General features: G+C 66.4%; 20 protein-coding genes. 9 read left to right on the forward strand and 11 right to left on the reverse strand.

Translation table 11 applies throughout. The features are described from left to right. Positions 1–74: 74 nt before the first annotated feature. The gene (locus E4O92_RS02200) at positions 75–1,121 is read right to left on the reverse strand and encodes an alpha/beta fold hydrolase (RefSeq protein WP_229482954.1); all 1,047 of its coding nucleotides are present in this window, start codon (positions 1,119–1,121) and stop codon (positions 75–77) included. A 37-nt stretch (positions 1,122–1,158) separates the two neighbouring features. Beyond that, complete coding sequence (locus E4O92_RS02205; RefSeq protein WP_135188111.1) at positions 1,159–1,998, reverse strand: NAD-dependent protein deacetylase; 840 nt, start codon at positions 1,996–1,998, stop codon at positions 1,159–1,161. Positions 1,999–2,178: 180 nt separating this feature from the next. Here E4O92_RS02205 and E4O92_RS02210 point away from each other — a divergent pair, with 180 nt between their 5' ends. Both E4O92_RS02210 and E4O92_RS02215 read left to right on the forward strand, forming a co-directional pair. Then, positions 2,179–3,324, forward strand: a complete 1,146-nt coding sequence (locus E4O92_RS02210) for a family 1 glycosylhydrolase (RefSeq protein WP_135188112.1) — start codon at positions 2,179–2,181, stop codon at positions 3,322–3,324. Between the two features lie 142 nt (positions 3,325–3,466). Then, positions 3,467–3,916 (forward strand): hypothetical protein, encoded by a 450-nt coding sequence (locus E4O92_RS02215; protein ID WP_135188113.1) that lies wholly within the window; start codon positions 3,467–3,469, stop codon positions 3,914–3,916. 558 nt (positions 3,917–4,474) lie between these two features. On the opposite strand, the gene E4O92_RS02220 is transcribed toward E4O92_RS02215, so the two are convergent. The 4 genes from E4O92_RS02220 to E4O92_RS02235 all read right to left on the reverse strand — a co-directional run bounded on the left by E4O92_RS02220 (position 4,475) and on the right by E4O92_RS02235 (position 8,807). Then, positions 4,475–5,371: a DMT family transporter gene (locus E4O92_RS02220; protein ID WP_135188114.1), complete on the reverse strand. Its 897-nt coding sequence runs from the start codon at positions 5,369–5,371 to the stop codon at positions 4,475–4,477. 55 nt (positions 5,372–5,426) lie between these two features. Then, positions 5,427–7,061 (reverse strand): L-aspartate oxidase, encoded by a 1,635-nt coding sequence (gene nadB / locus E4O92_RS02225; protein ID WP_135188115.1) that lies wholly within the window; start codon positions 7,059–7,061, stop codon positions 5,427–5,429. A 112-nt stretch (positions 7,062–7,173) separates the two neighbouring features. Then, a complete protein-coding gene (locus E4O92_RS02230; protein ID WP_135188116.1) occupies positions 7,174–7,962 on the reverse strand; it encodes a hydrolase 1, exosortase A system-associated in 789 nt (262 codons plus the stop codon). Next, positions 7,959–8,807, reverse strand: coding sequence for a hydrolase 2, exosortase A system-associated (locus E4O92_RS02235; protein WP_135188117.1), 849 nt, complete (start codon positions 8,805–8,807; stop codon positions 7,959–7,961). The genes E4O92_RS02230 and E4O92_RS02235 overlap by 4 nt, the downstream gene beginning before the upstream one ends. 306 nt (positions 8,808–9,113) lie before the next feature. On the opposite strand from E4O92_RS02235, the gene E4O92_RS02240 reads away from it, so the two are divergent. Both E4O92_RS02240 and E4O92_RS02245 read left to right on the forward strand, forming a co-directional pair. Further along, positions 9,114–10,937, forward strand: a complete 1,824-nt coding sequence (locus E4O92_RS02240) for an asparagine synthetase B family protein (protein ID WP_135188118.1) — start codon at positions 9,114–9,116, stop codon at positions 10,935–10,937. Then, positions 10,934–11,974: a glycosyltransferase gene (locus E4O92_RS02245; protein ID WP_135188119.1), complete on the forward strand. Its 1,041-nt coding sequence runs from the start codon at positions 10,934–10,936 to the stop codon at positions 11,972–11,974. Before E4O92_RS02240 ends, E4O92_RS02245 begins: the two co-directional genes overlap by 4 nt. Here the strand turns inward: E4O92_RS02245 and E4O92_RS02250 are convergent. Together E4O92_RS02250 and E4O92_RS02255 are read right to left on the reverse strand one after the other, a co-directional pair. Continuing rightward, positions 11,944–13,101, reverse strand: a complete 1,158-nt coding sequence (locus E4O92_RS02250) for a TIGR03088 family PEP-CTERM/XrtA system glycosyltransferase (RefSeq protein WP_135188120.1) — start codon at positions 13,099–13,101, stop codon at positions 11,944–11,946. The genes E4O92_RS02245 and E4O92_RS02250 overlap by 31 nt on opposite strands. Before the next feature lie 25 nt (positions 13,102–13,126). Then, a complete protein-coding gene (locus tag E4O92_RS02255) occupies positions 13,127–14,371 on the reverse strand; it encodes a TIGR03087 family PEP-CTERM/XrtA system glycosyltransferase (RefSeq protein ID WP_135188121.1) in 1,245 nt (414 codons plus the stop codon). Positions 14,372–14,745: 374 nt separating this feature from the next. Here E4O92_RS02255 and E4O92_RS02260 point away from each other — a divergent pair, with 374 nt between their 5' ends. Beyond that, the gene (locus E4O92_RS02260) at positions 14,746–15,489 is read left to right on the forward strand and encodes an N-acyl amino acid synthase FeeM domain-containing protein (protein ID WP_135188122.1); all 744 of its coding nucleotides are present in this window, start codon (positions 14,746–14,748) and stop codon (positions 15,487–15,489) included. A gap of 9 nt (positions 15,490–15,498) precedes the next feature. Then, a complete protein-coding gene (locus E4O92_RS02265) occupies positions 15,499–17,181 on the forward strand; it encodes an FAD-binding oxidoreductase (protein ID WP_135188123.1) in 1,683 nt (560 codons plus the stop codon). A 711-nt stretch (positions 17,182–17,892) separates the two neighbouring features. On the opposite strand, the gene E4O92_RS02270 is transcribed toward E4O92_RS02265, so the two are convergent. From E4O92_RS02270 to E4O92_RS02280, 3 genes are read right to left on the reverse strand one after another with little or no spacing between them, the layout of a single operon-like run. After that, complete coding sequence (locus E4O92_RS02270; protein ID WP_206076798.1) at positions 17,893–19,278, reverse strand: SpoVR family protein; 1,386 nt, start codon at positions 19,276–19,278, stop codon at positions 17,893–17,895. Beyond that, the gene (locus E4O92_RS02275; protein ID WP_135188124.1) at positions 19,275–20,426 is read right to left on the reverse strand and encodes a DUF444 family protein; all 1,152 of its coding nucleotides are present in this window, start codon (positions 20,424–20,426) and stop codon (positions 19,275–19,277) included. Before E4O92_RS02275 ends, E4O92_RS02270 begins: the two co-directional genes overlap by 4 nt. 55 nt (positions 20,427–20,481) lie before the next feature. After that, the gene (locus E4O92_RS02280) at positions 20,482–22,389 is read right to left on the reverse strand and encodes a serine protein kinase (RefSeq protein ID WP_135188125.1); all 1,908 of its coding nucleotides are present in this window, start codon (positions 22,387–22,389) and stop codon (positions 20,482–20,484) included. Between the two features lie 285 nt (positions 22,390–22,674). Here E4O92_RS02280 and E4O92_RS02285 point away from each other — a divergent pair, with 285 nt between their 5' ends. The 3 genes from E4O92_RS02285 (at position 22,675) to E4O92_RS02295 (ending at position 25,184) form a co-directional block, all read left to right on the forward strand. Further along, positions 22,675–23,178, forward strand: a complete 504-nt coding sequence (locus E4O92_RS02285) for a pyridoxamine 5'-phosphate oxidase family protein (RefSeq protein ID WP_135188126.1) — start codon at positions 22,675–22,677, stop codon at positions 23,176–23,178. Positions 23,179–23,277: 99 nt separating this feature from the next. Continuing rightward, the gene (gene pnuC / locus E4O92_RS02290; RefSeq protein WP_135188127.1) at positions 23,278–23,886 is read left to right on the forward strand and encodes a nicotinamide riboside transporter PnuC; all 609 of its coding nucleotides are present in this window, start codon (positions 23,278–23,280) and stop codon (positions 23,884–23,886) included. Further along, complete coding sequence (locus tag E4O92_RS02295) at positions 23,883–25,184, forward strand: Xaa-Pro dipeptidase (protein ID WP_135188128.1); 1,302 nt, start codon at positions 23,883–23,885, stop codon at positions 25,182–25,184. Before pnuC ends, E4O92_RS02295 begins: the two co-directional genes overlap by 4 nt. Positions 25,185–25,368: the final 184 nt, after the last annotated feature.

Below are 25,368 nucleotides of genomic sequence, written 5' to 3' on the forward strand. Positions count from 1 at the left end.
GAACAATCCGTAGGGTGCGCACCTGTGCGCACGCGGTACGTTTGCCCGGTGTTGGCATCCGCTTGCCCCCCTGACTACACCCCGCTTTCGCTGGCACGCGCCAACGCCTCGGCACGCGGACTGCGAATCGCCGGCGGTTCACCAACCGCCGCCGCCATGGCATCAATCGCCTCCATCACCTTTTCCGGGTGCGCGTAATGCGTCATGTGCCCAACACCGGGCTCGAGCGTCAGCTCGTTTTCCGGAACCTGTTCGGCGAGATGCTCCGCGTTGTGCTTAAAGCTGGCCATCTTGTCGTGCGTGCCAGCGACAATCGCCGCCGGTACTTTCAGTTCCGCGTAGTGCCTGGACAGCACCATTGCCGATGGCACCATGAGCAGGCTCTCTGCGGCGCTGGCCCTCAGCTGGCGCGGGTTGACCATCAGCCATGGCGGAATGCGCCAAAAGCGCTCCGGAACCGGCTGCGGCGAGAACATGAACTTTGCCATCAGCGGCCAGCGCAGGCGCCAGACGAGCGGCGACACCGTGTAGCGCAGCAGGTCGCCAAGGACCGGGATCGCCGGCGGCGACATCAGCGGGACGTCCAGCCGCAAGCTGGGGTAGTAGTATCCCGATAGCAGGATCAGTCCCCGCACGAAATCGGGCACGTCCTGCGCCATCGCCAGCGCGACCATCGTTCCCCACGAGTGCCCAAGCACCAGCGCCGAGTCCACGCCGAGCTCCTGCAGCGCGTGGTGCAGCAGCCGCGCCTGCTCCTGCGGTGTCCACAGGGTTGTGCGTGGGCGTTCGCTGTAACCGTAGCCAGGACGGTCGAACGCGATGACGCGGTAGCGTTCGGCAGCACGATCAATCACGCCGCTCTGGTCGAAGTCATCCGAGGCGACGATGTTTCCGTGCAAGAGTACCAGCGCGGGACCGCGGCCGCGCTCCAGGTAGTGCAGGCGCACACCGTCGACCTCGACGAACTTGCCCTGTGGCGGATGCTCGCGCTCTGCCTGTCGGGTTTTGGCGCGCACAAACAGGTAGGACGCTGCCATGCCAAGACCGGCCACTAGCACGGCGTTGCGCCAGCCGTTTGACGCGCGAGTAGTCGGCAATATGTTGGTTAGTGCGTTGATCACGGCATTCCTCCTCGAAAGTAGCGAACCGCCGCCGGCTTTACAGCAGCCTTGGCACGAGCGGCAGGACGCGCTCGACGGATTGCTCGATCTTCAGGTTGATCAGATGGTCGGCACGCGTGCGGCCGAGGTTGAGTGCGGCGATTGGCTTGCCGGTTTCGGTTGCCATCCGGCAGAAGCGGTAGCCCGAATAGACTATCAGCGAAGACCCGACGACCAGCAGCGCGTCCGCGGCCTCCATCAGGGCCTGCGCCTGTGCGCTGCGCGCGGGCGGAATCCCGTCGCCGAAGAACACCACATCCGGTGCGAGTGCGCCGCCGCAGTGCGCGCAGCAGGGCAGCCGGAACTGTTCCAGCGCTTCGGGTTCGAGCCGGGCGTCGCCATCGGGCAGCGGCGTGGCCAGTGCGCCGGCCAGTTGAGGGTTTGCGTCGAGTAACTGAGTCTGGACATCGGCGCGTGCAAAGCGGGAGTGGCACACGAGGCAGACTACCGTGTGAATATTGCCGTGCAGTTCAATGACGTCGCGACTGCCAGCCTGCTGGTGCAGGCCGTCAACGTTTTGCGTGAGCACCGGTCCCAGACGGCCCTGCACTTGAAGTTGAGCAATGGCGAAGTGGCCGGCGTTCGGCCGTGCGTTCGCGAGCAGCGGCCAGCCAACCATGCTGCGCGCCCAGTAGCGCCGCTGCACGTCGGTTGACTTGCGGAATTCCGGACCCTGGATCGGCAGTTTGCCGCGCCTGACCCCGTCGCGGTCGCGGTAATCGGGGATGCCTGACGCCGTCGACAGCCCGGCGCCGGTCAGCAACAACGCGTACGGATAACGTGCCAGGAAGTCCGCCAGCGCCTGCGCGTGGTCGTGAATGGTGAATCCTTCGGCCATGATGTTGCATCCTCAATTTGGTCGGGATCGTATCACCGTTGCCGTTGGGACCGGAACACGTTTCCGGATACGCCCCTCCGTGCGCCGCCCCAGGCAATCCAGCCAGCAAGTCGCGCTGAACGTTTTGCGCGCCCATCTGTCCGAACGTGATGTTCCAATAAGCGGAAGGGAGGGTGGCCTATGTTCAGGAGCTTCTTCCTCGGCGGGTTCGAGTGCATGGCAGGCTACAACCGCGACGGCGACTGGGTGGATATGGTGCAGGCCACTTCGCACCTGAAGTACGTCGACGCCGACTACCGGCGCCTGTGCGAAGTCGGCATCCATGCGGTGCGCGACGGCATCCGTTGGCCCGTGGTGGACCGTGGCAAAGGCGGTTTCGATTTTTCCTCGGTCGAACCGATGGCCAGGGCCGCACGCAGGCACGGGGTCGACGTGGTGTGGGACCTCTGTCATTTCGGCTTGCCGCGCGGCCTGGACCCGCTGTCGGAAGGCTTCGCCGAACGCTTTTCCGACTACTGCGCGGCCTGCGCGCGCTACCTGCGCAATCGCAGCGACGGCCCGCTGTGGTTCACGCCGATGAACGAGCCATCGTATTTTTCATGGGCGGCCGGGCAGGCGGGGCGCTTCGCGCCGCATGTGGTGGGCTGTCATGAAGAGTTCAAGGTGGCCTTCGTGCGGGCGGCCATCTGCGGTATCGACGCGATCCGGGCCGAGGCGCCAGATGCGCGCTTTCTCAATACCGACCCAATCCTCAATCTCGCACCCTGCGCGGACGACCCGGCATCCGAGGAGGCGGCGCGCCATGTCAACGAATGCGGGGTCTTCGAAAGCTGGGACATGCTGTGCGGCCGGGCACGCCCGGAGCTGGGCGGCTCGCCGGATCACCTCGATGTCATCGGCATCAACTACTTCTGGAATTCACAGTGGGAGATCGGCGCCGACGATACCTGGCTCGCCGACGACGATCCGCGCCGCCTGCCGCTGCGCGAACTGGTGCTCAGGGTGTGGCGCCGCTTTGGCACAGACATCGTGATCTCGGAGACCGCGCATTGGGGCGAGAACCGCGCCGGCTGGATGCGGGAGCTGGCCGATGAGGTGGCGTTCCTGCTCGAAGCCGGAGTGCCGCTGCGCGGGGTGTGCATCTACCCGATTATCGGCATGTTCGACTGGCACGCGCCCGGGCGCTGGATGCCGATGGGCCTGTGGGACCTCGATCCGGCGCGCCGCATGCGCCGCGTGATCGACCGGCCGATGCTGCGGGCGCTGACAAGTGCGCAGGAGCGGGTTGGGCAGGCGCTGGACGGCGCCGCCGCCAGGCGCGCTTAGAGCGCCTAACAAAATCTTAACTTGCAATCAGAGTAACATGAGCCCTAGACTGAAGCCTCGACGAACGACCGCTATCGCCAAAAGCGGACTCTCTACCAGAGCGGATGTGCGGACTCGTTCAATCCATAGACGAAGGATGTTGATGAAAAAGGAATTTGTCCTCGATCCGCTGAACGGCCTCAGTCTCATCCGTCTTGGGGCAAGTCGAGAAGCGGTGCTTGCAGCCCTCGGCACACCAACGTCTAGCTTCTATAAGACGCCAGACTCGAGGTATCCAACCGACGCGTGGTTCGAGAATGGATTCCAGGTGTTCTACGAAGGTGACCAACCTACGGTTGCGTTCATCGAACTATCTAACGGCCACAACTTTGAGGCGGTTCTGTTCGGGCTACCGGTCTTTGCTACAGCGGCGCCGGTCCTAATCCGTGAGGTCGAACATCGTGCCAAACTTGACGAAACCGATCCGGAACTCGGATACACGTATATCTTTCCCTCTCTTGAGCTGGCTTTCTGGAGGACTGACAACGACGACAAAGAAGTGCCGTATTTTTCCACGGTCGGGATTGGGGTGTCGGGCTACTTCTCTGCATGAGAAGAGGCACGAAGCGCCTGCAATGGTCGGGTATTGCCGACCGCGACAGGCAACAGTCGGCCAGAAGCAGTCATTCGGACATGCTAGGAACTCAAACAAACCCGATCAAAAACTGGACATCATAGCGATTGTGTTCGCAACAGGATGTGTTCCTGCTACCAAGATCACGCTGATGTACGGGGAGTACCGATTGCAGTGGCCGTTACCCAAGGGCTTGGAGCCTATTGCACTCCTTCTTGCATTAGGAGCAGCAATTTTGGCCGCAAGCTATTTTGAACGTTCGTGGGCGGCGAAACTGCTCCGGATAGCAGCAGTTTGCATTTGGTCTTACGTAGCATATTTCATAGTTGCTTTCGTTCCTGGGTGCCTGTGGGCTCCGGCGTGCGTATAGCTCGATGTGGAAGCACGGAGGTCTGCTTTGGATCGAAAGCGGCACACTTGATCACCACTGATACTGCCTCACAAATGCGCGCAAGGCCTCGGCCTTGCGCGCATTGTTCCTTGTCCCAGCTTGATTCCGCCAAATCTATTTTTTCAACGAATCAGCAATTCCGGACACTAGCGCGACGACCAGGCGATGCCGCCAACGATCAGCGCAAACGCGATCACGTGGTACAGGTGCGGCAGCTCGCCAAGGAAGGCGGACGAGAGCAGCGCAGTGAACAACGGGGTCAGGTTGATGAAGAAGCCGCTGATGCCGGGCCCGGCGCGCTGCACGCCAGCACCCCAGCAGACCATGGCGAGAATGGCCGGGCCAATCGCCAGGTACAGCAGCACCGCGGCGAGCTGCCAGCTCCACGCGATGTGGATGCCCGTCAGTGCCGCCTCAGCCCCGGTCAGGCCGAGCGAACACAGCACGCCGAAGCCAACCTGCACCAGCAGGAACGCGGCCCAGTCGGCGCGCAGCGCAGGCTCGTCATTCTTCTGCAGCAGCATCCAGCTGTAGAACGACCAGGCAATCGTCGCCAGGATCACGTACAGGTCGCCGGCCACCAGCCGCAACGCGGCCAACTGGTGCCAGTCGCCGCGGCACAGGACCACCAGCACGCCGGCGATCGAGAGCAGCGCGCCGGTCACCTGGCGCGCACGGACCGGCACTCCGTAGAACAGGCGACCGATCAGCAGCATCCAGACCGGGATGCCGGAGGCGACCAGGGTGACGTTGATCGGCGTGGAGGTGTGCAGCGCGAGGTACTGCAGCGAGTTATACAGGCACACGCTGAGCAGGCCCAGCATGCTGTATCGGCGCCAGTTGGCCAGTATGCTGCTCCTGTAGCGGAAAGCGGCGCGCCCGAGCGGCAGCAGCAGCACCAGCGCGCCCAGCCAGCGCAGCAGGTTCAGTGTCATGGGCGGCACCGCGTCGCGCACCAGGCGCCCGACGATGGCATTGCCCGCCCAGAGCAGGGGCGGGATGGTGAGCAGGACAGCAGTCGAGAAGGATAGCTTGCGGGTCATGGGCAGGAACGTACCGAACCGCCCGCGGCGGCGCGGGCGGATGAGACGCGAGCGCTTAGCGCCGCGGCGGCGTGAGCACCGAGGGCAGCGCCTTGGGCAGGGTGTCGGGGTAGTCGCGCGAATAGTGCAGGCCGCGGCTTTCGCGGCGCTGCAGCGCGCTGCCGACGATCAGCTCGGCCACTTCGACCAGGTTGCGCAGCTCGAGCAGGTCTGGCGTGATGCGGAAATTGCGGTAGTACTCGTCGATCTCATCCTTGAGCAGCGCAATGCGGTGCTGGGCGCGTTCCAGGCGCTTGGTGGTGCGCACGATGCCCACGTAGTTCCACATGAAGCGGCGCAGCTCGTCCCAGTTGTTGGCGATGACCACTTCCTCGTCGGCGTTGGTGACGCGGCTTTCGTCCCAGGCCGGCAGCGTCGGCTCCTCGCGCTTGGGCGCGGCGGCGATTTGCTGGGCGCAGGCGCGGCCGATCACCAGGCATTCGAGCAGCGAATTGCTGGCCAGGCGATTGGCGCCATGCAGGCCGGTGCAGGCCGTTTCGCCGACCGCGTACAGGCCGGCGATGTCGGTGCGCCCGGTCAGGTCGGTGACGATGCCTCCGCACGTGAAGTGCACCGCCGGCACCACCGGGATCGGCTGTTTGGTGATGTCGATGCCCAGTTCGAGGCAGCGCGCGTGGATGGTGGGGAAGTGTTCGCGGATGAATTCCGGGCTCTGGTGCGTGATGTCGAGGTGGACGTAGTCCAGGCCGCGCTTTTTCATTTCGAAGTCGATCGCGCGCGCCACCACGTCGCGCGGGGCCAGTTCGCCGCGCTCGTCGTGGGCCGGCATGAAGCGCGTGCCCGCCGCCGCCCCGGCCTCGGGCGGCAGCTTGAGCAGTCCGCCTTCGCCGCGCACCGCCTCGCTGATCAGGAATGACTTGGCATACGGGTGGTACAGGCAGGTCGGGTGGAACTGGATGAACTCCATGTTCGAGACGCGGCAGCCGGCGCGCCAGGCCATGGCGATGCCGTCGCCGGTGGAGGTGTCGGGGTTGGTGGTGTACAGGTAGACCTTGCCGGCGCCGCCGGTGGCCAGTACACAGTGGGCGGCCTCGACGGTCAGCACCTTGCTGCTCCGGGTGTCCTGCACGTACAGGCCGTGGCAGTGCGGCTGGCCGACCGGCTGGGGCGCGCCAACGCCACTTGGTACGCCCATTGCGGCCAGCTTGTCGGAGGTGATCAGGTCGATCGCACAATGGTGCTCGAACAGCGTGATGTTCGGGTGCGCACGCACCTTCTGTTCCAGCGTGACCTGGACCGCGTGCCCGGTGGCGTCGGCGGCGTGGATGATGCGGCGCTGGCTGTGGCCGCCCTCGCGGGTCAGGTGGAAGCCCAGTTCGGCCGACTCGTCGCGGGTGAACGGCACGCCCTGCGCGATCAGCCATTCGATCGCTTCGCGTCCGTGCTCGACGATGAAGCGCGTGGCCCCCTCGTCGCACAGGCCGGCGCCGGCGACCAGGGTGTCGGCGATGTGCTGGTCGTGGCTGTCGCCCGAATCGAGCACCGCCGCGATGCCGCCCTGGGCCCAGTTGCTGGCGCCGTCCAGCAGTTCACGTTTCGAAATGATGGCGACCCGGCGCGTCTGGGCCAGGTGCAGCGCCACCGTCAGGCCGGCGAGGCCGCTGCCGACAATTGCGACGTCGAATTTCATGGGAAGTCTGGTTTTTGTAGAGAGGCATCACTATAGACCATTTGGCCCGGCCGCGTGGCGGCCCGGATGCTTTTTGCATCGCGATCAAGACTTGCGGTCCGCCTGCGCGGTGCTACCAGGAGACGATCCAGTTGGCGCTGGTGGCGGCGACCTGTTCGCGCCAGGCGCGGCTGGCAAATGCGTGGTCGGCTTCGGGAATCTCGACCCGGCGGCAGCGCACGTGATGGCGCGCCAGCAGGCGCGTGGCCTCCTGGGCCGCCGGATCGGCGCCGCCGAGCACCACCAGCACCTGGCCCGAAAAGCCGGCCAGGCTCGCGATCAGGCGGCGCGGCAGCGTCTGGCGGTGCTCGCGCACGTTCTGGCGCAGGGCCGCGGCGCTGGCGGCCAGGTCCACCTTGCCGGCGGCGATCTTCTTCCAGAACGCGACTTCGCCCAGCCGCGCCAGGTAGTGGTGGCCCAGCGAGTGGTGCACGCTGCCGTGGGTTTTGCGCATTTGCGGGTTGAGCAGCACCAGGCCGCGCACCCGTTCGTCCTGTGGCGCGTAGAGCGCGGCCGCGGTGGCGCCGTCGCCCAGGCCGAGGATCACCACTTCCTTCATCTCCGGCATGTGGGCGAAGAACTCCTTGAGCGCGCTGCGCACGTCCTCGTCGACCGTGTCGCTGGCGCGCGGTTCGCCTTCGCTGTCGCCCATGCCGCGGCGGTCAAAGCGCATCACGGGAATCCCGCGCACCGCCAGCGCGCGCGAGAGCAGGGTGAACTGGCGGTGGCCGCCAACCCGGTACTGGGGCGCGTCGGCCAGCACCAGCAGGCCGCGCTGCAGCGGGCGTTCGGGCACGTCGATGATGCCCACCAGGCTGCTGCCCTTGCAGAAAAAGCTGAGTGCGCGCTGTTCCATCTTCATGATGCGCTCCCGGAAAATACGGCGCTGGTGGCATCGAGCAGCGCGGTGCATTCGATCACGTCGTCGCCACCCCAGAATTCCGCACCGTTCACCGTATGAAAGTGCAGCGTGACCCCATCGTTTGCCCATTGCGTCGCCAGAGCGCCGGCGGTGGCAATGAGCCGGGGCGACACCGGGTCGCCATTCGCAAACCAGTGCACGGTGCAGGGCGGCAGCTTGATGTTCGACGCGTGGCAGGCGTCGATCGCCTTCACCAGCGGGACCGCGACCTCGTAGCCGCCTACTTCGATCACTCCATGCACGGCCAGTTGGGCGCGCAGGGCGGCGGTGCTACGCGGCGCGTTGGCGGGCGCGTTCTGCTGCAATTCGGCCAGGCGCAGGCGCAGGAACTGGTTGATGCAGGCGCGGCCGCTCATGAACGGTTGCCACAAGATAAGGCCGGCCACCTGGGCGTGTTGTGCGAAGTCGAGCGCCAGGAGGCCCCCCAGGCGCACGCCCCACAGCAGCAGCGGGCCGTTGGTGCGGTCGCGCAGCCAGCGCGCCGCCACGCCGAGGTCGAGTTTCCACAGTTCCCAGCGGCCGGCGTTGAATTCGCCGCAACTGTCGCCACAGCCGAATAGGTCGATCTGCAACACCGTGTAGCCCATGGCGGCGAACGCGCGCGATTGGAGCGACGCCATGCGCCGAGTGCGGTTAAGCTCTTCAGCAAACGGGTGCACGTACAGGATCGCGCCGCGCGGCTCGACATGCGGATTGGGTGCGTGGTACAGGCAAAAGCGCGTGCCAGGCTCGGCATCGAAGAAGAAGGGCTCCACGCGCGGCGTGGACAGCAGCGGGGCATTCATGGCGCGAGCATCTCCTGCACAAGTGTGACGGGTCACGCGCAGCACCTCGCCACTCGGTAGACGGCATGCATTTATGTCAATTAGACACCCCCGCCAGTGGCAAGTGTTGATTGCCCACAAGGGCGCGGAAGCAGGGTTCGTTGAGCCGAGTCAATGAGCGGGAACGGCTTTTTCTGAATGATGAATCTTTACGGGAGGCATTTTCCAGGGAGGCGAGATGGCAAGGCTGGTCCACCCATTGATCTGCCAACGAGCGCTGGGGAAGCATGCGTTGTCGCATGACCGGCGGCTGCCCGGGGCCCGGCCATGAGCGGCCTGTGCGGATGGTTCTCACACGAGCCGGCGGCACTGCCGATCGCGCGCATGGCCGCGCCGCTGTCCCGGCTGGACCAGGCGCCGCTGCGCACGGCCTCGCATAGTGCCGGGACGGTCGCGCTGGCGGGCGGGCTCGATCGCGCCGGCCTGTACCATGAGGACGGCCTCTTGATCGCGTACTGGGGCGAGCGCGTCGACGCGCTGGCGCGCCTGTGGCGGCTGCATGGGGCCAAGGCCTGTTCGGCACTGTCCGGCCATTTTGCGTTCGCGCTGCTTGACGAGCGCCGCGGCGAAGCCTTGCTGGCGGTCGACCGGGCCGGCACCCGCCCGCTGTACTACCAGCTGGTCGGCCACACCCTGGTGTTCGCGAGCCGTGCCGACGCCCTGGTGCTGCATCCCGGCGCCGGGCGCGACATCGATCCCCAGACGCTGTACAACTACGTGCATTTCTGCGGCGTGCCTGGCCCCGCCGTGATCTACAAGGGCCAGCGCAAGCTGGCGCCGGGCGAATTTATCCACTTGCACGGCGGGCGCCTGGAACGTGGACGCTACTGGCGCCTGCGCTTTCACGAACACGAAGCGGGCGAATTGCCGCTACTACGGGACGAGCTGGTCGACACCCTGCGCGGCGCGGTGGAGGGCAGCCTCGGCCAGCACCAGGTGGGCGTGATGCTGGGCGGTGGCGTCCACAGCGCCGCGCTTGCCGCGCTCGCGCAGACGGAGGCTGGCGGCGCCGTGCCGACCTGTGCGGCCGGCGCCGATACGCACGGGCGCGGGGCCCTGGGTGCAGCGCGGCGCCTGAACAGCACCCACCACGAGCGCGTGGTGGGACCTGGCGACGTGGCGGACGCGATCCCCCAGCTCGCGGCCGGGTTCGACCAGCCATACGGCGATCCCGCGGCGCTGGGCGCCTTCCATTGCGCGCTGGCGGCGCGCGAGGCCGGGATACAGCGCCTGCTGGGCGGCACCGGCGCCTCGCTGCTGTTCGGCGTGCGCCCGCCATGCGCCGCGCAACTGCGCTTGTCCAGCTACGAACGCCTGCCTGCCGCGCTGCGCCAGCTGGTCTTCGAGCCGATGCTGTTCCGGGTCGCGGGCAGCCTGCACGGACCGGTGGCGGCCCTGCGCGAACGCGTGGTGCAGGCGATGGAACCGCTGCCTGCGCGGTTGCGGCACGCCAGTGCGCTGGCCGCCTACGGCGCCTCCAACGTGTTCGAGGCGGACTTCCTGGACGCGCTCGACCCGGGCGCGCCGCAGGCGGCGCAGGAACAGGCCTGGTGGCTGGCACAGGGCAGGGATGAGCTGAACCGGATGATCGCCGTCGAACTGCAGTACGGACTGGCGGACCGCACGCTGCCGGCGCTGGAGCAGGCCTGCCAGCTGGCGGGCATCGAGGTGGCCTGGCCCTACCTCTCCGACGCGATGGTCGCGTTCGCGGCGCGGGTCGAGCCACGCCTGAAGCGGCAGACCGCGTGGTCGCGCGGCCTGCTCCACAGTGCGTTGCGCACCGTGCTGCCGCCGCGGCTGGCGGCGGCGCGCGGGCGCTGCTTCGAGCTGCCGCTGGGACGCTGGCTGCAGGCCGATACCCGGTTGCGCACGATCGCCTTCGACAGCCTGAATGGCCTGCGCCGGCGGCACATCGTGCGCGGGGATTTCATCGACACGCTACTGGCGCGCCATCTGCCCGCGCAGCCGGCGCGCCACGGCGCCATGGTGTGGATGTTGATGATGCTCGAGCAGTGGCTGGCCCAGCATCCCGGCGGGTCGGGCCTCGCGCCGGTGCGCCGGCGGGTTCAAGCCAGCGTGAGCGAATCATGAGCACGATGCGCGTTGCGCTCCTGGCCGATCCGTTGCAGGCGGAGCGGCATGGCGGCCTGCGGGCACAGCTGCGCGCCACCTTGGGCGCGTTGCAGGCGCTGGGCATCGAGGCTGCGATCGTCGGCCTGGCGCGGCCGCTGGCGGATCCGTGCGACCTGCTGCACGTGTTTGGCAGCGGCGAGCCGTTGGCGCGCGCGGTCGAGGATGCGGCTTCGCAGGCGTTGCCGGTGGTGCTGTCGCCGCGGCTGGCTCCCGGATGGAGCCGGGCGAACGGGAGCAGGGCGCGGGTGGCGGACAGGGTGTTCGGCAACCGTAACGATTGCGACCTGGACAGCGGATACGCGCAGATCCGGCGCGCGCTCGGTCACGCGGCCCTGGTGCTGGCACAGCACGAGGCCGAACGCCACGCGATCTGCGAGGCATTCCTGGTCGACCCGGCCAAGGTGCGAGTGGTGCCGAACGGAGTGTCCGCGCGTTTCTTCGATGCCGATCCGGAGCTGTTCCGCGCGCGCCAGCACATCCTCGGCCGCTTTGCCTTGATGGTTGGCCGGGTTTCGCCCTATGCTGGCCAGCTGGCGGTGGCGCGCACGCTGGCGGAGCTGGCGCTGCCGCTGGTCGTGATTGGCGAAGCGCGCGAGCGCGATTGCGCCTACCTCGATGAACTGCGCAGCCTGCGCACCGTGAGCTGCACCGGCCCGCTCAGGCACGAGGATCCGCTCCTGGCCAGCGCCTACGCGGCGGCCTCGGTGTTCGTGCAGGGCGCGCATGTGGCCGGCGCGATGGCCTGCGCCGAGGCGCTCGCCGCGGGCACGCCCGTGATCGGTGCACCGACGTTGCCTGGCCTGGCAGGCGCCGGGTTCGCGGTGCGCACGGTGGACCGGGGAGATGGCGAGATGCTCAAGCGGCAGGTATCCGGCCTGCTGGCGGCGCCGCCCCGGCGCGACGCGGTGCGCGCGCTGGTGCGCCATCTCGACTGGAATACCGTCGGTATTGCCCTCGTTGCCTGCTACCGCGCGGCGCTGGCCAAAGCATCGTAGATGGCAAGGTAGCTGCGCGCCATCGCCGGCAGGCTGTGGTGCGCGATCACCTGGCTGCGTGCGCGCGCACCGTGGCGTGTGCCCATTTCCGGAATGCGGCAGTAGTCGGCGATCGCCGCCGCCATGAGATCGGGCGAGCACGGCGGCACCAGGATGCCGGTGAAGCCGGGATGGACCAGCTCGGGGTTGCCTCCGACATTGGTCGCCACCACCGGCAGCCCGGTGGCCATCGCCTCCAGGATTGTGTTGGAGCTGCCCTCGGCCCGCGAGGGCAGCACGAACAGGTCCATCGCACGCAGCAGCTGGGCGATGTCGGTGCGCTCGCCTGGCAGCCACGCGCGGTGCGCCGCGCCGGCCCGGCTGAGCATGGCCTGGCATTCCGCGCGCATCGGCCCGTCACCGATGATCATCAGGCGCAGGCGCTGGTGCGCCGGATGCGGCGAGGCGATCAGGCGCAGGAAGGCGTCGACCAGGGTCACGTGGCTCTTGACCTCGTCCATGCGGCCGACGCTGCCGATCACGAACGCGTTGTCCTGCATGAAGCCGGCGGGGCCCACCGCCGCCGGCGGGCCCAGGCGCGGATGGAACTGCACGCTGTCGACCCCATTTGGAATTTGCGATACGCGCTCGGGCTCGGCCCCATCGTGCTCGATCAGCCAGCGCCTGAGCTCTGCGCTGACGGTGATGAAATGGCCGATCAGCGGGCGCAGCGCGCGCCGCAGCAGCCGGTAGCGGCGGCGCGTGCCATGCAGGTCGCACAGGTCGCGCGCGTGCTCGCCATGCACGCGCAGCTTGACGCCGGCCAGCGCCGCGACCAGCTGGCCCTTCAGGCCCGGCAGGTTGCGCGTGTGGACCAGGTCCGGCTGCAGCTTGCGCAGCGTGCGGTACATGCGCAGGTAGTGGCCCAGATCCTTGCCGTCGCGCTTGTGCAGGCTGATGATCTCGACCCCGCGTTCGCGGATGTGCGCGTGATAGTCGCCGTGGTCCTTCAGGCACACGATGGCGTGCCGGTAGCGCCCGGCCGGCATGTGGGTGATCAGGTTGATCAGGCCATTTTCCATGCCGCCCAGGTCAAGCTGGCTGACGACGTGGACGACCAGCGGCGGTTGTTCGGTGGGATCGTGCATGATGGCTCCGCTGTGCGACCTCGCGTCAGGCGCTGGCGTGGCGCGCGCCACAGGACTCGATCAGGGCCGCGAGCGGCGCCATGCGCGCGGCCCACCCGTGCTCGTGCAGGACCCGGGCGCGCGCGGCGCGTCCGATGGCCGCCGTGTCGATGCGGCCAAGCGCCGCGCGCACCTGATTGAGGTAAGCGTGCGCGCCGTCGGCGATCAGCAGTTCATCGCCCGGCCGCAGCGACAGATCGTCCACTGCCTGCGGCGAGGCGATCACCAGCTTTTGCATTGCCATCGCCTCCAGCACCTTGTGCCTGAAGCCGTGGCCGGCCTGCAGCGGCGCCACCACCAGCGCCGCGTGCGCGAGGTAGGGGCGCACATCGGACACCCCGCCGGTAACGCTCACGCCGGCGATGCCCGCCAGAGCGCGCAACCGCGGGGCGGTCCGTGCGCCGACCACCCACAGGTGCAGCGACGGATCGTCCGCGCGCAGCGGAACCAACACGTGGCGCGCGAACCAGATGGCCGCGGCAGCATTGGCGCGGTCGTCCATGCTTGCCGCGAATACCAGGGCGCGCTGGCCGGCCGGGAACGGATTGCGGTGCAGGATATGGGGCGAATAGTAATCGGCATCCACGCCATTACCGATGACGTGCAGCTTGTGGGCCGATTCGGGATCGAGCCGGGCGAACAGGTCGGCATGGCCGTTTGCTGCGAACAGCAGATGGTCGGCCGAGCGTGCAAGGGTGCGTTCGTGGTCGAGGAGCCGGGTCGCGTCGCGCCGCGCGAGCGCCGCAAGCGGCCAGCGCAGGCGCGACGCGGCGTGGCGCCGCTGGTCCGATTCGACGTCGACCAGATCGACCACGCGCAGGCAACCAGCCGCTGGCGCAAGGTAGGCTCCCATGCGGGCCGAGCAGGCCAGCACGGCTTGGATGGGGTGCCGCCGCAGCAGGCGTTCGGTCCAGCTTGCTATCGCGGGATCGGGCTGGCGCGCGATCGCGGCCGTGCGTGCGCGCCCGAGCCAGTGCAGGCTAGCGAGCCGCGCGGTACGGGGAATCGGCACCAAACAGGTTTCGTAGCACAGCGCCTTGATGCGGCTGATGTGGGCGCGGTCGTGCCGCTCGTCAATGAAGCAGCCCAGGTGCACCCGGTAATGTTGGCTCAAGTAGCGCAGCATGTGGTACCAGCGCAGGCGCTCGCCGCGGTCGATCGGGGCGGGCAGGCTTGGTGCGAGCAGCAGCAGTTCTGGCTGGGCCGCCAGGGGCAGCAGCGCGGCGCTCATCGGTGCCCCCGTGCAATAAGAGGGCCATGCCTGGACAGCAGCGGGCCGGTGATGTGCTTCATGTCCTGTCGCTCTCCGTTTGTCTGTCCGCCAGCGCCAATGCCGGCCTTGCCACCTGACGATTATATGGCCGAGCGGACACGGCAAACGCCGACTTCTCCGGGCCGTTGACTCGTATCAAAGGTGCGTGGCGGGGCCTTGCGCGCTGCGATTTCAGCGATCCTTGAGCGCGATGTTTCTTGGGCTTGATCCATGTTTATACGGCAAACGCAACGGCGGCTGGCGCGGAACCGGGCTGCTGCTGACCTTGTCTGACTGGGACCAATATCCGTCCAGGCCGCCACGCCCGGACGCCCAACCGGAGGAAGACGAGTATGCTGGTAGAAGAGGATTGTATTGCGACATTTGAAGCGCCCCCCGCGTTGCGGACGCTGGGCATCAGCGAACGCCGCGCCGACATCGCCCATGGAACGGCGTGCGGCGCTCAGGTGTTTCACGTAAGGCTGGCGACGGCGTCGGAACCGCGCAAGGCGGCCAGCCTGCTGCTGCGAAAGATGTATGCCTGGCGCGGCTATGCGTTCGAGGTCAGCGACGACCACGACGCCAACCAGATCACCCTGTTCGCGGAAACCGGCGGCACGCTGGTGGGCACCATGAGCCTGTGCCTGGACCGGGCCGGACAGCTGCCGGCCGACGAGAACTTCGGCGACAAGCTCGACGCGCTCAGGCGCCAGGGCCGGCGCCTTGCGGAGCCGGCCCGGCTGGCAATCGACAAGGGCGTGACCAAGCGTGTGTTCGCGGCCCTGATCCACATCTCCTACCTGTATGCGCACAAGCTGCAGGGCTTTACCGATTACGTCATCGAGGTCAACCCGCGCCACGTGGCGTTCTACAAGCGCATGCTCGGCTTTGCCGATTTCGGCGGCGAACGTCCGTGCGCCCGCGTGGACGCGCCTGCGGTGCTGTTGCGGCTGCCGCTGGACTACATGGGCGCCCAGATTCGCAGGTGGGGCGGCACGATGGAACAGCACGGCGCGGAGCGCTCGTTTTATCCCTATTTTTTTCCGAGCTGGGACGAGCCGGGCATCACGGCGCGCCTGCTGGCCGGATGCCGGTAAGGAGATGTCATGGACGTCATTGCAGAACAAGAGAGGCTTGCTGCGGGGACCAGCCTGCCTGCGCGCGCCCCGGGATTGGAGGCGATGGCCGCGATCGTCGGCGCGGGTTACCTGCGCGACGACCCCGGGCTGATCGAGCGCTACGCACGCAGCACCGCGGCAAACAGCATGCGGCCGCTGGCCGTCGTGCGGCCCAACTCAGCGCGCCAGGTGGCGGCACTGGTGCGCGCTGCGCGCCAGCACAACATCGCGCTGTATCCCGTGAGCACCGGCAAGAACTGGGGATACGGCGATGCCTGCGCGGTGAGCGGCGGCCAGGTCATCGTCGACCTGTCGCGCATGAACCGCATCATTCAGGTCGACCCGGAGCTGGGGTACGCGTTGATCGAACCGGGTGTGACCCAGCAGCAGCTATCGGACTTTCTGCGCGACCATGAAATTGCCCTTTGGGCTGATTGTACGGGCGCGGGACCGGACACGAGTTTCGTCGGCAATATCCTGGAGCGGGGTTTTGGCCACTCGCCATACGGCAACCGGCTGCAGCATGTAGCCGGCATGCAGGTCGTGTTGGCCGATGGCGAGATTCTCGACACCGGATTCGGCCATTATCCGAATGCGCGCACCACCCATCTGTTTCCGTATGGCGTAGGGCCGTTTCTCGACGGTCTGTTCACGCAATCGAATTTCGGCATCGTCACCCAGCTTGGCATCTGGCTGATGCCGCAGGTCGCCTGCATCGAGCATTTCCTCTGCAGCGTGAATCGGCACGCCGATATTGCGGGCGTGGTAGATGCGCTGCGGCCGTTGCGCATGGACGGGACGCTGCGCAGCGTCGTTCACATCGGCAATGACCTGCGCGTGCTGTCGGGCGGCCGGGTGTTCCCGCGCGTGGAGGTGCCCGGGCAGTCCGCCCTGACGGAGGAAGTGCGCGCCGAGCTGTGTGGGGCGGCAGGTATTGCTGCCTGGACCGTCTCGGGCGCGCTGTATGGAAGCCGCGCGCAGGTCGCGGCCGCACGCGACGCGCTGCGGCAGGCGCTGCGCCGGACGGCGGCCAAGCCGGTGTTCATTACCGAGCGCAAGCTCAGGCTGGGTGCCATGCTGGCGCGCGTGCTGGGGGACAGGCCGCTTGGGCGCCGCGTGCGGGCGCAGGTGGCGCTGGGCGAGAGCCTGTTCGCGATGAACCGGGGCATTCCCAATGGCCGTTTTCTCGCTGGGGCGTACTGGCGCAGGCGTGGCGGTTTGCCGGAAGGCTTTCCTCGCCAGGCCGATCCGGCACAGGACAATTGCGGCCTGCTGTGGGTGTCACCGGTGTTGCCGATGCGCGGCAGCGATCTGCTGGCCCTGCATGGCATGGCCGAGCCGGTGTTTCGCACGCACGGGTTTGACCTGTTCGCGACGTTTAGCATGATCAATGAGCGCACGCTGGGCGGGGTGTTGACGATCGCGTATGACAAGGACGATCCGGAAGAGGTGGAGCGGGCGCACCGGTGTTACCGGGAGGTGTTCACGCGGGTGATGGATGCGGGCTACATTCCGTACCGGGTCGGGAACCAGTCGATGGGGGATCTCGATCCGCATGGCGATGTGTATTGGAAGACCGTGGCGCGGATCAAGGCCGCACTGGATCCGGAGGGGATCATCGCGCCGGGGAGGTATGAGCCGGGGAGGGCGAAAGGAGGTGAAGGGCCATAAGTCGAAAACTGCGCTACGGTGTAAAAATATCGTTGGGCGCGCAGGGCCGCCGGGGATGCCAAGCGCACGCCACATCAATAGTTAGCCAAAAACAATCGTCGTCCCCGCGAAGGCGGGGACCCATGCTGAACGTCATTTTACGCGGCCGGGGAACAGCGCCAGTGGCGCTGTTCCCGCCTTCGCGGGAACGACGTGCTACCTTTAGCGGGTTTAGACGGTGGGCGGGTTTCCCGGCCACGCGTTCAACGAACACGGAAACTGTTCGAAGATGCTGAACGCGAACCTGCCCACCTTACGCACTACGATCGTTCATGCGTTACAGCCGCCGGGTCAACGCTAGCACTGCGCAGACGTCCGCGTGCGCACGGGTGCGCACCCTACGGATCGTTCATGCACTTCGGATGTCGGTCGCCGCAGCCGGCGCATCAGGTTATCGCGATCAACATCCGATCTTGCGCGCAGGTAGTTCAACGAGCACGGAAACCGTCGGATATGGCCGGCCATCGTTGCACGCGTGGGCGTTCGGCCGGCCACTGGCCAGCCTCACCCTGCCCACCCTAGGCACTACCCGATCGTTCATGCGATACAGCCGCCCGGTAAACGCTAGCACTGCGCTAGCGTCCGCGTGCGCACGGGTGCGCACCCTACGGATCCGTTCATGCGCTACGGGTGTTGGTCGCCGCGCGCGGCGCATCGAACGGCGGCCTCTGATCAAAATCCGATCTTGCGCGCGGGCAGCACTCGGACAACGCCACGAAAATCGACCGTGTGCAACGAAACAGGCCGGCGCCAGACCTTGCCCACATATTCCATCACCCGCTCGGCCTGTTGCAGGTCCAGCCCGCGTCCGTCGTGCAAGTAGTCGTGGCGCAGGTCGAGGCTGCCGTCGGCGCCCACCTGGCTGACCGCGATCGACGGCGCGCCGTAGTTGTATTTCGGCGCCAAAATCGCTTCGCGGATCGCGTGGATGTCGCGGTTGATGATCTTGGTCTCGCCATCCTTGCGCGTTTCGTAGACGAACAGTTCGAGCTTGTCCGCCAGTTCCTGGTCGAGGTAGTTGCGGATAAAGCCGAAGTCGTCCTCGTCGCGGACAATCTCCCGCGCCTGCTCCATGCCGTGCTTGTCGATGATCGCTTCCCACATGGAAAAGCCGAGGTGGTAGGGGTTCAGCGACAAGGCCAGCTGCTGGCCGCCGGCATACGGGCGCACGACGTCGGAATGCGACTTGATCGCCGCCAGATACAGTTCGTGCGGCAGGAAGCGCGCTTCGCGCAGCAGGCGCGCATGCCAGTATGAGGCCCAGCCTTCGTTCATGATCTGACAGGAAAAGATCGGATGGAAGTAATACGCTTCCTCGCGCACCGCCAGGAAGATGTCCCGTTCCCAGTCCTCCAGCTCGGGTCCGTAGTGCGCGATGAACCACAGCAGGTCGCGCTCCGGCTGGGGCGGCAAGGGGCTGCGCCGGAGCTTGTCGTCGCGCGGCGGCGGCGGCGCTTCGCCCGGCAGGCGGGCGAACCGGTCACGGAAGACGTCGGCCGGGGCCTCGCCGGGCGGCGCCATGAAAGGGGGGTAGAGCGGCCGGTGCAGCGGCTGGTCGACGTCGATGTGCTGCTCGAGGGCGAGCGCCGCGTCGAGCACCGCTTCCACCCGGTCCTGGCCGTGCGCGGTCAGCGCCTGTTCGAGGCGGTGCGCGCGCGCCGCGCTTTGTTCCAGGATGTGGCTGCCCGCCATCGCCATGAAGCGGGTGAACAGCTGGTTGTTCTTGGCGAAGTCCGCGTGCCCCAGCACATGGGCCGTCACCAGCGTGTTTTCGGCCAGCGAATTATTCTGGAGCATGAAGGCTTCGCAGGGGTCGCCCGGGAACATGACTTCGAAGATGCGCGAGTGGCCCATGTGCTGGCGCACCAGCTGGTGAATGTAGCGCACGCCGAACGACCAGTGGCGCATGCGCACCGGCAGCCCGTAGACCGAAATCTCCAGCATGAAATTGTTCGGCACGAGGTCGAAGTTGACCGGGTAGAAGTCCATGCCGAGCTTGGTCCCCAGCGTCTCCAGGCGCCGGGTGTAGTCGTCCAGGCGGGTGGCCATGTCGCTCATCGGGTCGCCTCCGCCTGGTGCGCTTCGCCCTGGTCGGTGAAGAACTTGCGCAGCGCGCGCCACACGTCATCCGAGCTGGACAGGATGCTGGAGCCGATCGGCAGCCCGCGCCGTTCGAGGTCGTTGCACAGGCGCCGCATCTCGGTCTCGAGCGAACGCGGCACGCCCGGCAGGGTTTCGATGTAGCCGATGTAGTTGAGCATGCGGGCCAGCTCGGTGAGCGACTGGTGCGCCGAGGCGCGGTCTTCGGTGAAGTTCTCGCCGTCGGATGCGTAGAACATGTAGATGTTGTTCTGTGCCGTGTTCAGTTCGCTGCGGATGATGTCCAGCGTGAGCTTGAAGGCGCTGGACGCGATGGTGCCGCCGATGCCCGAGACCTGGAAGAAGTCGCCTTCGCCGAACTCCCAGGCGTGGGTGGTGTGGGCCACGAAGCGGGTTTCGACCTTGGCGTAGCGGCGCCGGATGCCCTGCAGCGCGAAAAAGAAGAACGACTTGGCCAGCTTGCGCTCGATCTGGGTCATGCTGGCCGAGACATCGATCACGAAAAACACCGCGGCGCTGGTGCTGGGGCGCGAACGGGTGACGAGCTGGCGGAAACGCAGGTCGTCGTTGGTGAAGGGCACCGGATCGGTTTGCACCGCGCGCCGCTTGATCGCCTCCTTGACCGTGCGGCGGCGGTCCAGCCGCGAGCGCGCGCCGCGCTTGTCCCAGCCCTCGCGCACCAGTTCCATTTCGTCGATGCGCGCGCTGGGTTTGGGCTTGAGGTCGGGCAGCTTCAATTCTTCCCAGATCCAGTCCATCACGTCGTCGATCGAAAACTCCAGCAGCAGCTTGACTTCGCCGTCCTCGTTGCCGCCTTCGCTGCCTTCGCCGGTCCCGTCCTCGTCCTGCCCAGGCTGCAGGATGTCGCCCGGTTCGCCCTGGCCCTGGCCAGCACCGGTCTGGGAACGGCCATCGGCCAGGCGGAAGCGCGCGTGTTCCAGCAGGCGGACCGGCACCTGCACCGTGCGCTCTTGCGGGCCGGTGATCAGGTCCGGCCCCGCGATCAGGTCCGGCAGGTGGTGCTGCACCGCCTCGCGCACCTTGTCGTTGTGGCGCAACCAGTCGCGCGCCCCGCGCGAAAACAGGTCGTACCAAGCGGTATTCATCGTCGCAGTCACCGCACCTCCCCTTAGGTACCGGCCAGCGTGGCTGTATGTCTTGCTATTCTTGGGCCAGTAATGTCGTCACATAGTTCAAGGCCTCGCGCGCGCTGTGCGCGTCGTAACCGTATTCGTCGACCAGCCGCTTTTCGACGGCGGAAATCTTGGTCCGGATCTCTTCGTCCGGCCGCTTGGCCGAGCTCACCAGGCGCAGCACGTCGCGCCGCTGCTCGAACAGGTATTGCTGTACCGCGTCGTTGAGCTGGACATGGCTCTCCAGCCCGAACTTGACGCCGCGCTTGTAGGCGCCCATCGCCTTGCGCACGACCTCTTGCCGGAACGACTGCTTGCCCGACTCCGAAATGTGGATCTTTTCTTCGACCGCACGCAGAAAGCGCTCGTCCGGCCGCCGTTCCTCGTTGGTGATCGGGTCCTTGATGGTGCGGTTGTCGAGCATGGCCTCCACTTCGTCCAGGTATTTGTTCAGCAAGTCCTGCGCCTCCTGTTCGAACGACACGAACAGCGCCTTGTGCACGTCCTGCTTGACCCAGCGGTTGTAAAAGTCCTTGCGGGTCAGCACCAGGTAGTCGACCCACTTGCGCTTGCGCTTGGGGTCGATCCGGGCGTCGTTCTCGATCCCGTCCTTGAGCGCGAGCAGCACATCCATCGTCGACAGGCTTTTCTGGTTCGACTGGATGATCGCGTTCGACAAGGCATTGATCACGAAGCGCGGCGACACCCCGGACAAGCCTTCATCGGGCGCCTTCTCCTTCTCTTTGACTCGGCGGACGTCGGCCCGGTTCACCCCTTCGACCTCTTCGTCGGCATGGATCCGCACCTTCTTGACCAGTTCCACCTCCTTTTCGTCGGCGTCCTGGATGCGCGACAGGATGGCGAACACGGCCGCCGCATCCAGCACGTGCGGATCGAGGTGGACGTCGCGAAAGGCGGGCGCCGCCGACGAGATCAGCTTTTTGTAGATGCGTGCTTCGTCCTTGTAGTTCAATGTGTAGGGAACCTGGATGATCACCATGCGGTCAAGCAAGGCCTCGTTTTCGCTCTCCTGCAGGAACTTGCGGAACTCGGCCAGGTTGGTGTGGGCGAGGATGGTCTCGTCCAGGTAGATCAGCGGAAAGCGCGACACCTTGACGTTCTTTTCCTGGGTCAGCGTGAGCAGCAGGTACAAAAATTCACGCTTGACCTTGAGGATCTCGATCATCTCCAGCACCCCGCGGCTGGCCGCATACACCGCGCCGGACCAGGACCAGGCGCGTGGATCGCCCTCGTCGCCATATTGCGCCACTTTGGACAGGTCGACCGAGCCCACCAGGTCGGCCAGGTCGGCGGTCGTGGGGTCGTGCGGCGCGTAGGTGCCGATGCCGCTGCGGCCCGATTCGGAGATGAAGAAGCGCTCGACCGGCATCTGCAAAAAGTCGCCGCCGAACTGGTCTTCCAGCCGTGCCCGGCAGTGCGGGCAGACTTCGCCGGTGATGTCGATACCGTAGGTGTTGCGGCAGGTTGCGCGCATGGTGTGCGGAATCAGGTGCAGGGGCGACTCGTGCACCGGGCAGCCGCCGATCGCGTACAGCGCGCCTTCGTCGGTGTAGCTGTATTCCTCCAGCCCGCGCTTGAGCAGGATGACCAGCGTCGACTTGCCGCCGGACGGCGGTCCCAGCAGGAGCAGCAGGCGCCGCCCGACCTCGGAGCCGGCGGCGGCGGCCTTGAAATAGTCGACCACGCGCCCGATCGCCTCGTCGATCCCGAACAAATCGTCTTCGAACAGCCGGCAGCGGAACTTGCCGTCGCCTTCGTCCTGACAGGTGGACCGGATCATGTCCCAGATGTACTGGTGCGAGCTGCGGGCGACCTGCTGGGCCTTTTGCGGCAGGATTCTTTCCATGAATTCGGAAAATGGCCCCGACCAGTGGCCGGCCCGATGCTGCTGTGTGAACAGGCTCAGACTTCGCATGAAATGGTCCTGTTCGTCGGACTGGCGCGGATGAAGTTCATCACCAGGTAGCGTCACGATGCCTCCAATTTCTGACAGGCGCAGGCAGCCAAGCCGCCCACGCGCAAAGTCTCAGTATCGGCGTGCGCTATGCGCAGCAAATGAGCCGCGTCAAGGTGCTGGCCCGAACCGGCTCCCGGAATCGCGGCCGCAAGTGCAATAGAAACCGCGTCGGTACGATTGCGTACCGATGGTGCGCTCGGGTGGCGCTAAGATGACACCCGGACCATTTGAAAGGGGAACGTCATGGCGACCTTGAACGACTACGCCCATGTCGCCGAGCTGACGGCGAAGATCCACCCGGTTCGGTTTGCGATGTTCACTACCGTCGCGGCGAACGGCCACCTGGTGAGCCAGCCGATGACGTTGCAAAAGACCGACGACAAGGGCGGGCTGTGGTTCTATACCTCGACGCTTACCGCGCTGTGGGAGAACATCGCCCATCGCCCGGAAGTCAATCTTGCGTTCGCCAAGCCGGTCGAGAACCTGTATGTGTCGGTCAGCGGCTGCGCCGAGCGCGTGGTCGACCGCGCCCAGGTGCGCAACTTGTGGAGCGCCTCGGTGGCGCTCTGGTTGCCCGGCGGTCCGGACGATGACCACTCGGTGCTGGTGCGGATCGCCCCGCACTCGGCCGAGTACTGGGACGCCAACCAGAGCGCGATGGTGCGGATGTTCCATCTGGCCAGGGCGGCGGTCACCGGCAAGGGGCCGGCGTCCGACCAGGGCGGGCACGGCACCATCTCCCTCTGAAAAACATTACACGCTTGCAATAGTCCGGCCGGCTGGCGTACAGTACCGCTCTTTGGACAAGGAGCGGCGGATGAGGCGCACAACGCAGGGCGGGGCACGATGATCGGACCGCTGGAACTGGCGGCCAACGGGTTTGTCGCCGCCTCCATCGTGCTCGCCGGGCGCAACAGCGTGCACACCTGGTGGACCACCATCGTCGGCTGCTTGCTGTTCGCATTGCTGTTTGCCGAGAGCCGCCTGTACGCGGACGTGATGCTGCAGGTGTTCTTCGTCGGGACTGGCGTGGTCGGCTGGTGGAAATGGCAAAAGGGTAACAGCGGCAAGCCGCTGCCGATCACCCACGCGACTGTTTGCGGCTTGTTGTGGACGGTTCCGATCGGCATCGCCGCGACCGCCGCCTACGGCGCGCTGCTGCATTTCTACACCAACGCGTACGCGCCTTTCGTCGATTCCGCGGTGCTGGTGTTTAGCCTCATCGCCCAGTTCCTGATGATGCAGCGGAGGGTCGAAAACTGGGCCTTCTGGCTGCTCGTCAATACAATCGCGGCGCCGCTGTATTACAGCCGTGGCCTATACCTGACCGCGCTGCTGTACGCCGGCTTCTGGATCAACGCGATCGCCTCCTGGTACTGGTGGCGCAAGCTGGCCATAACGCCGGCGCCAGACCCGCAAACCGTTTCCACAACCATCGAAAGCCATTTCACATGAAAATGAAACTGTTCGTGCTGGGCGCCATGTTCGGCGCGCTGGGACTGGCCGCCGGCGCGTCTGCCGCGGACAAGATCGTCGTCGTCAAGGCCGGCAAACTGGTCGACGTGGTGGCGGGCAAGGTGCTCACCGACCAAACCATCGTCATCGAGGGCGAGCGCATTGCCGCCGTCGGTCCTCGCGCCAGCACGGCGGTGCCGGCTGGGGCGCGGGTGATCGACCTGTCGGGCGCAACCGTGCTGCCGGGGCTGGTCGACGCCCACACCCACCTGACTGGCAACCCCACGCAGCACGGCTATGCGTCGCTGGGCGTATCCGACATCCGCTCGGCGCTGTATGGCGCGCATGCGGCCAAGGTGACGCTGGAGGCGGGCTTTACCGCGGTGCGCAATGTCGGGGCTGGCGGCTTTGGCGACGTGGCGCTGCGCGATGCGATTAACGATGGTGAACTGTCCGGGCCGCGCATGCGTGTGGCGGGTTACGCGCTGGGCATCCAGGGCGGCCATTGCGACAACAACCTGCTGCCGCATGACTTCCACTACGTCGAGAAGGGCGTGGCGGACGGCCCGTGGGCGGCGCGCGCCAAGGTGCGCGAGATGGCCAAGTACGGCGCCGACGTCATCAAGATCTGCGCCTCCGGTGGCGTGCTGTCGAAAGGCGACGAGCCCGGCGCCCAACAGTACACGCTGGAAGAGATGCAGGCGATCGTCGACGAGGCCCACAAGCTGGGCCGCCGGGTGGCCGCGCACGCGCATGGCGCCAGCAGCATCCGCGACGCGATCCTGGCCGGCGTCGATTCGGTCGAGCATGCCAGCCTGATCGACGACGAGGGCATCAAGCTCGCGCGCGAGCGGGGCACCTACCTCGTGATGGACATCTACAACGACGACTACATCCTGCAGGAGGGCGAAAAGGCGGGCATGCTGCCGGAATCGCTGGCCAAGGAAAAGGCGCTCGGCCAGCTGCAACGCGACAATTTCCGCAAGGCGTACAAGGGCGGCGCCAAGATGGCGTTCGGCACCGATGCCGGCGTCTATCCGCACGGTGACAACGCCAGGCAGTTCCGCTACATGGTGCAGTACGGCATGACGCCGATGCAGGCGATCCAGGCCGCCACCATCAACGCGGCCGATTTGCTGGGCTGGAAGGACCGCATCGGCTCGGTCAGCGTCGGCAAGTACGCCGACCTCATCGCCGTCAAGGGCGACCCGCTGGCCGACCCGGCCGAGCTCACCCGTGTGAACTTCGTGATGAAGGGTGGCGCCGTGGTCAAGGACCAGGCGGCAGGCGCCCGCTAAGGCGCCGTTCCGGAGTACGAAAGCTGGCACGTCGTTCCCGGGCTCGGCGCCCCCCTTGGCGGGAACAGCGCCACTGGCGCTGCCCCCCATCGGCAGCGTGATATGACGTTCAGCATGGGTCCCCGCCTGCTGAAGTGACCCAGAAATGTTGGACAGCGATTGTTACTGCATTGCGAGCTGGGTT

The organism is Massilia horti (assembly GCF_004614195.1).
Taxonomy (GTDB): Bacteria; Pseudomonadota; Gammaproteobacteria; order Burkholderiales; family Burkholderiaceae_D; genus Telluria; species Telluria horti.

Bases quoted from the DNA above. Each gene is read 5' to 3' on its own strand.
- E4O92_RS02205 (WP_135188111.1), bottom strand. From the start codon at position 1,998: ATGGCCGAAGGATTCACCATTCACGACCACGCGCAGGCGCTGGCGGAC.
- E4O92_RS02210 (WP_135188112.1), top strand. From the start codon at position 2,179: ATGTTCAGGAGCTTCTTCCTCGGCGGGTTCGAGTGCATGGCAGGCTAC.
- E4O92_RS02215 (WP_135188113.1), top strand. From the start codon at position 3,467: ATGAAAAAGGAATTTGTCCTCGATCCGCTGAACGGCCTCAGTCTCATC.
- E4O92_RS02220 (WP_135188114.1), bottom strand. From the start codon at position 5,371: ATGACCCGCAAGCTATCCTTCTCGACTGCTGTCCTGCTCACCATCCCG.
- nadB (WP_135188115.1), bottom strand. From the start codon at position 7,061: ATGAAATTCGACGTCGCAATTGTCGGCAGCGGCCTCGCCGGCCTGACG.
- E4O92_RS02230 (WP_135188116.1), bottom strand. From the start codon at position 7,962: ATGAAGATGGAACAGCGCGCACTCAGCTTTTTCTGCAAGGGCAGCAGC.
- E4O92_RS02235 (WP_135188117.1), bottom strand. From the start codon at position 8,807: ATGAATGCCCCGCTGCTGTCCACGCCGCGCGTGGAGCCCTTCTTCTTC.
- E4O92_RS02240 (WP_135188118.1), top strand. From the start codon at position 9,114: ATGAGCGGCCTGTGCGGATGGTTCTCACACGAGCCGGCGGCACTGCCG.
- E4O92_RS02245 (WP_135188119.1), top strand. From the start codon at position 10,934: ATGAGCACGATGCGCGTTGCGCTCCTGGCCGATCCGTTGCAGGCGGAG.
- E4O92_RS02250 (WP_135188120.1), bottom strand. From the start codon at position 13,101: ATGCACGATCCCACCGAACAACCGCCGCTGGTCGTCCACGTCGTCAGC.
- E4O92_RS02255 (WP_135188121.1), bottom strand. From the start codon at position 14,371: ATGAGCGCCGCGCTGCTGCCCCTGGCGGCCCAGCCAGAACTGCTGCTG.
- E4O92_RS02260 (WP_135188122.1), top strand. From the start codon at position 14,746: ATGCTGGTAGAAGAGGATTGTATTGCGACATTTGAAGCGCCCCCCGCG.
- E4O92_RS02265 (WP_135188123.1), top strand. From the start codon at position 15,499: ATGGACGTCATTGCAGAACAAGAGAGGCTTGCTGCGGGGACCAGCCTG.
- E4O92_RS02270 (WP_206076798.1), bottom strand. From the start codon at position 19,278: ATGAGCGACATGGCCACCCGCCTGGACGACTACACCCGGCGCCTGGAG.
- E4O92_RS02275 (WP_135188124.1), bottom strand. From the start codon at position 20,426: ATGAATACCGCTTGGTACGACCTGTTTTCGCGCGGGGCGCGCGACTGG.
- E4O92_RS02280 (WP_135188125.1), bottom strand. From the start codon at position 22,389: ATGCGAAGTCTGAGCCTGTTCACACAGCAGCATCGGGCCGGCCACTGG.
- E4O92_RS02285 (WP_135188126.1), top strand. From the start codon at position 22,675: ATGGCGACCTTGAACGACTACGCCCATGTCGCCGAGCTGACGGCGAAG.
- pnuC (WP_135188127.1), top strand. From the start codon at position 23,278: ATGATCGGACCGCTGGAACTGGCGGCCAACGGGTTTGTCGCCGCCTCC.
- E4O92_RS02295 (WP_135188128.1), top strand. From the start codon at position 23,883: ATGAAAATGAAACTGTTCGTGCTGGGCGCCATGTTCGGCGCGCTGGGA.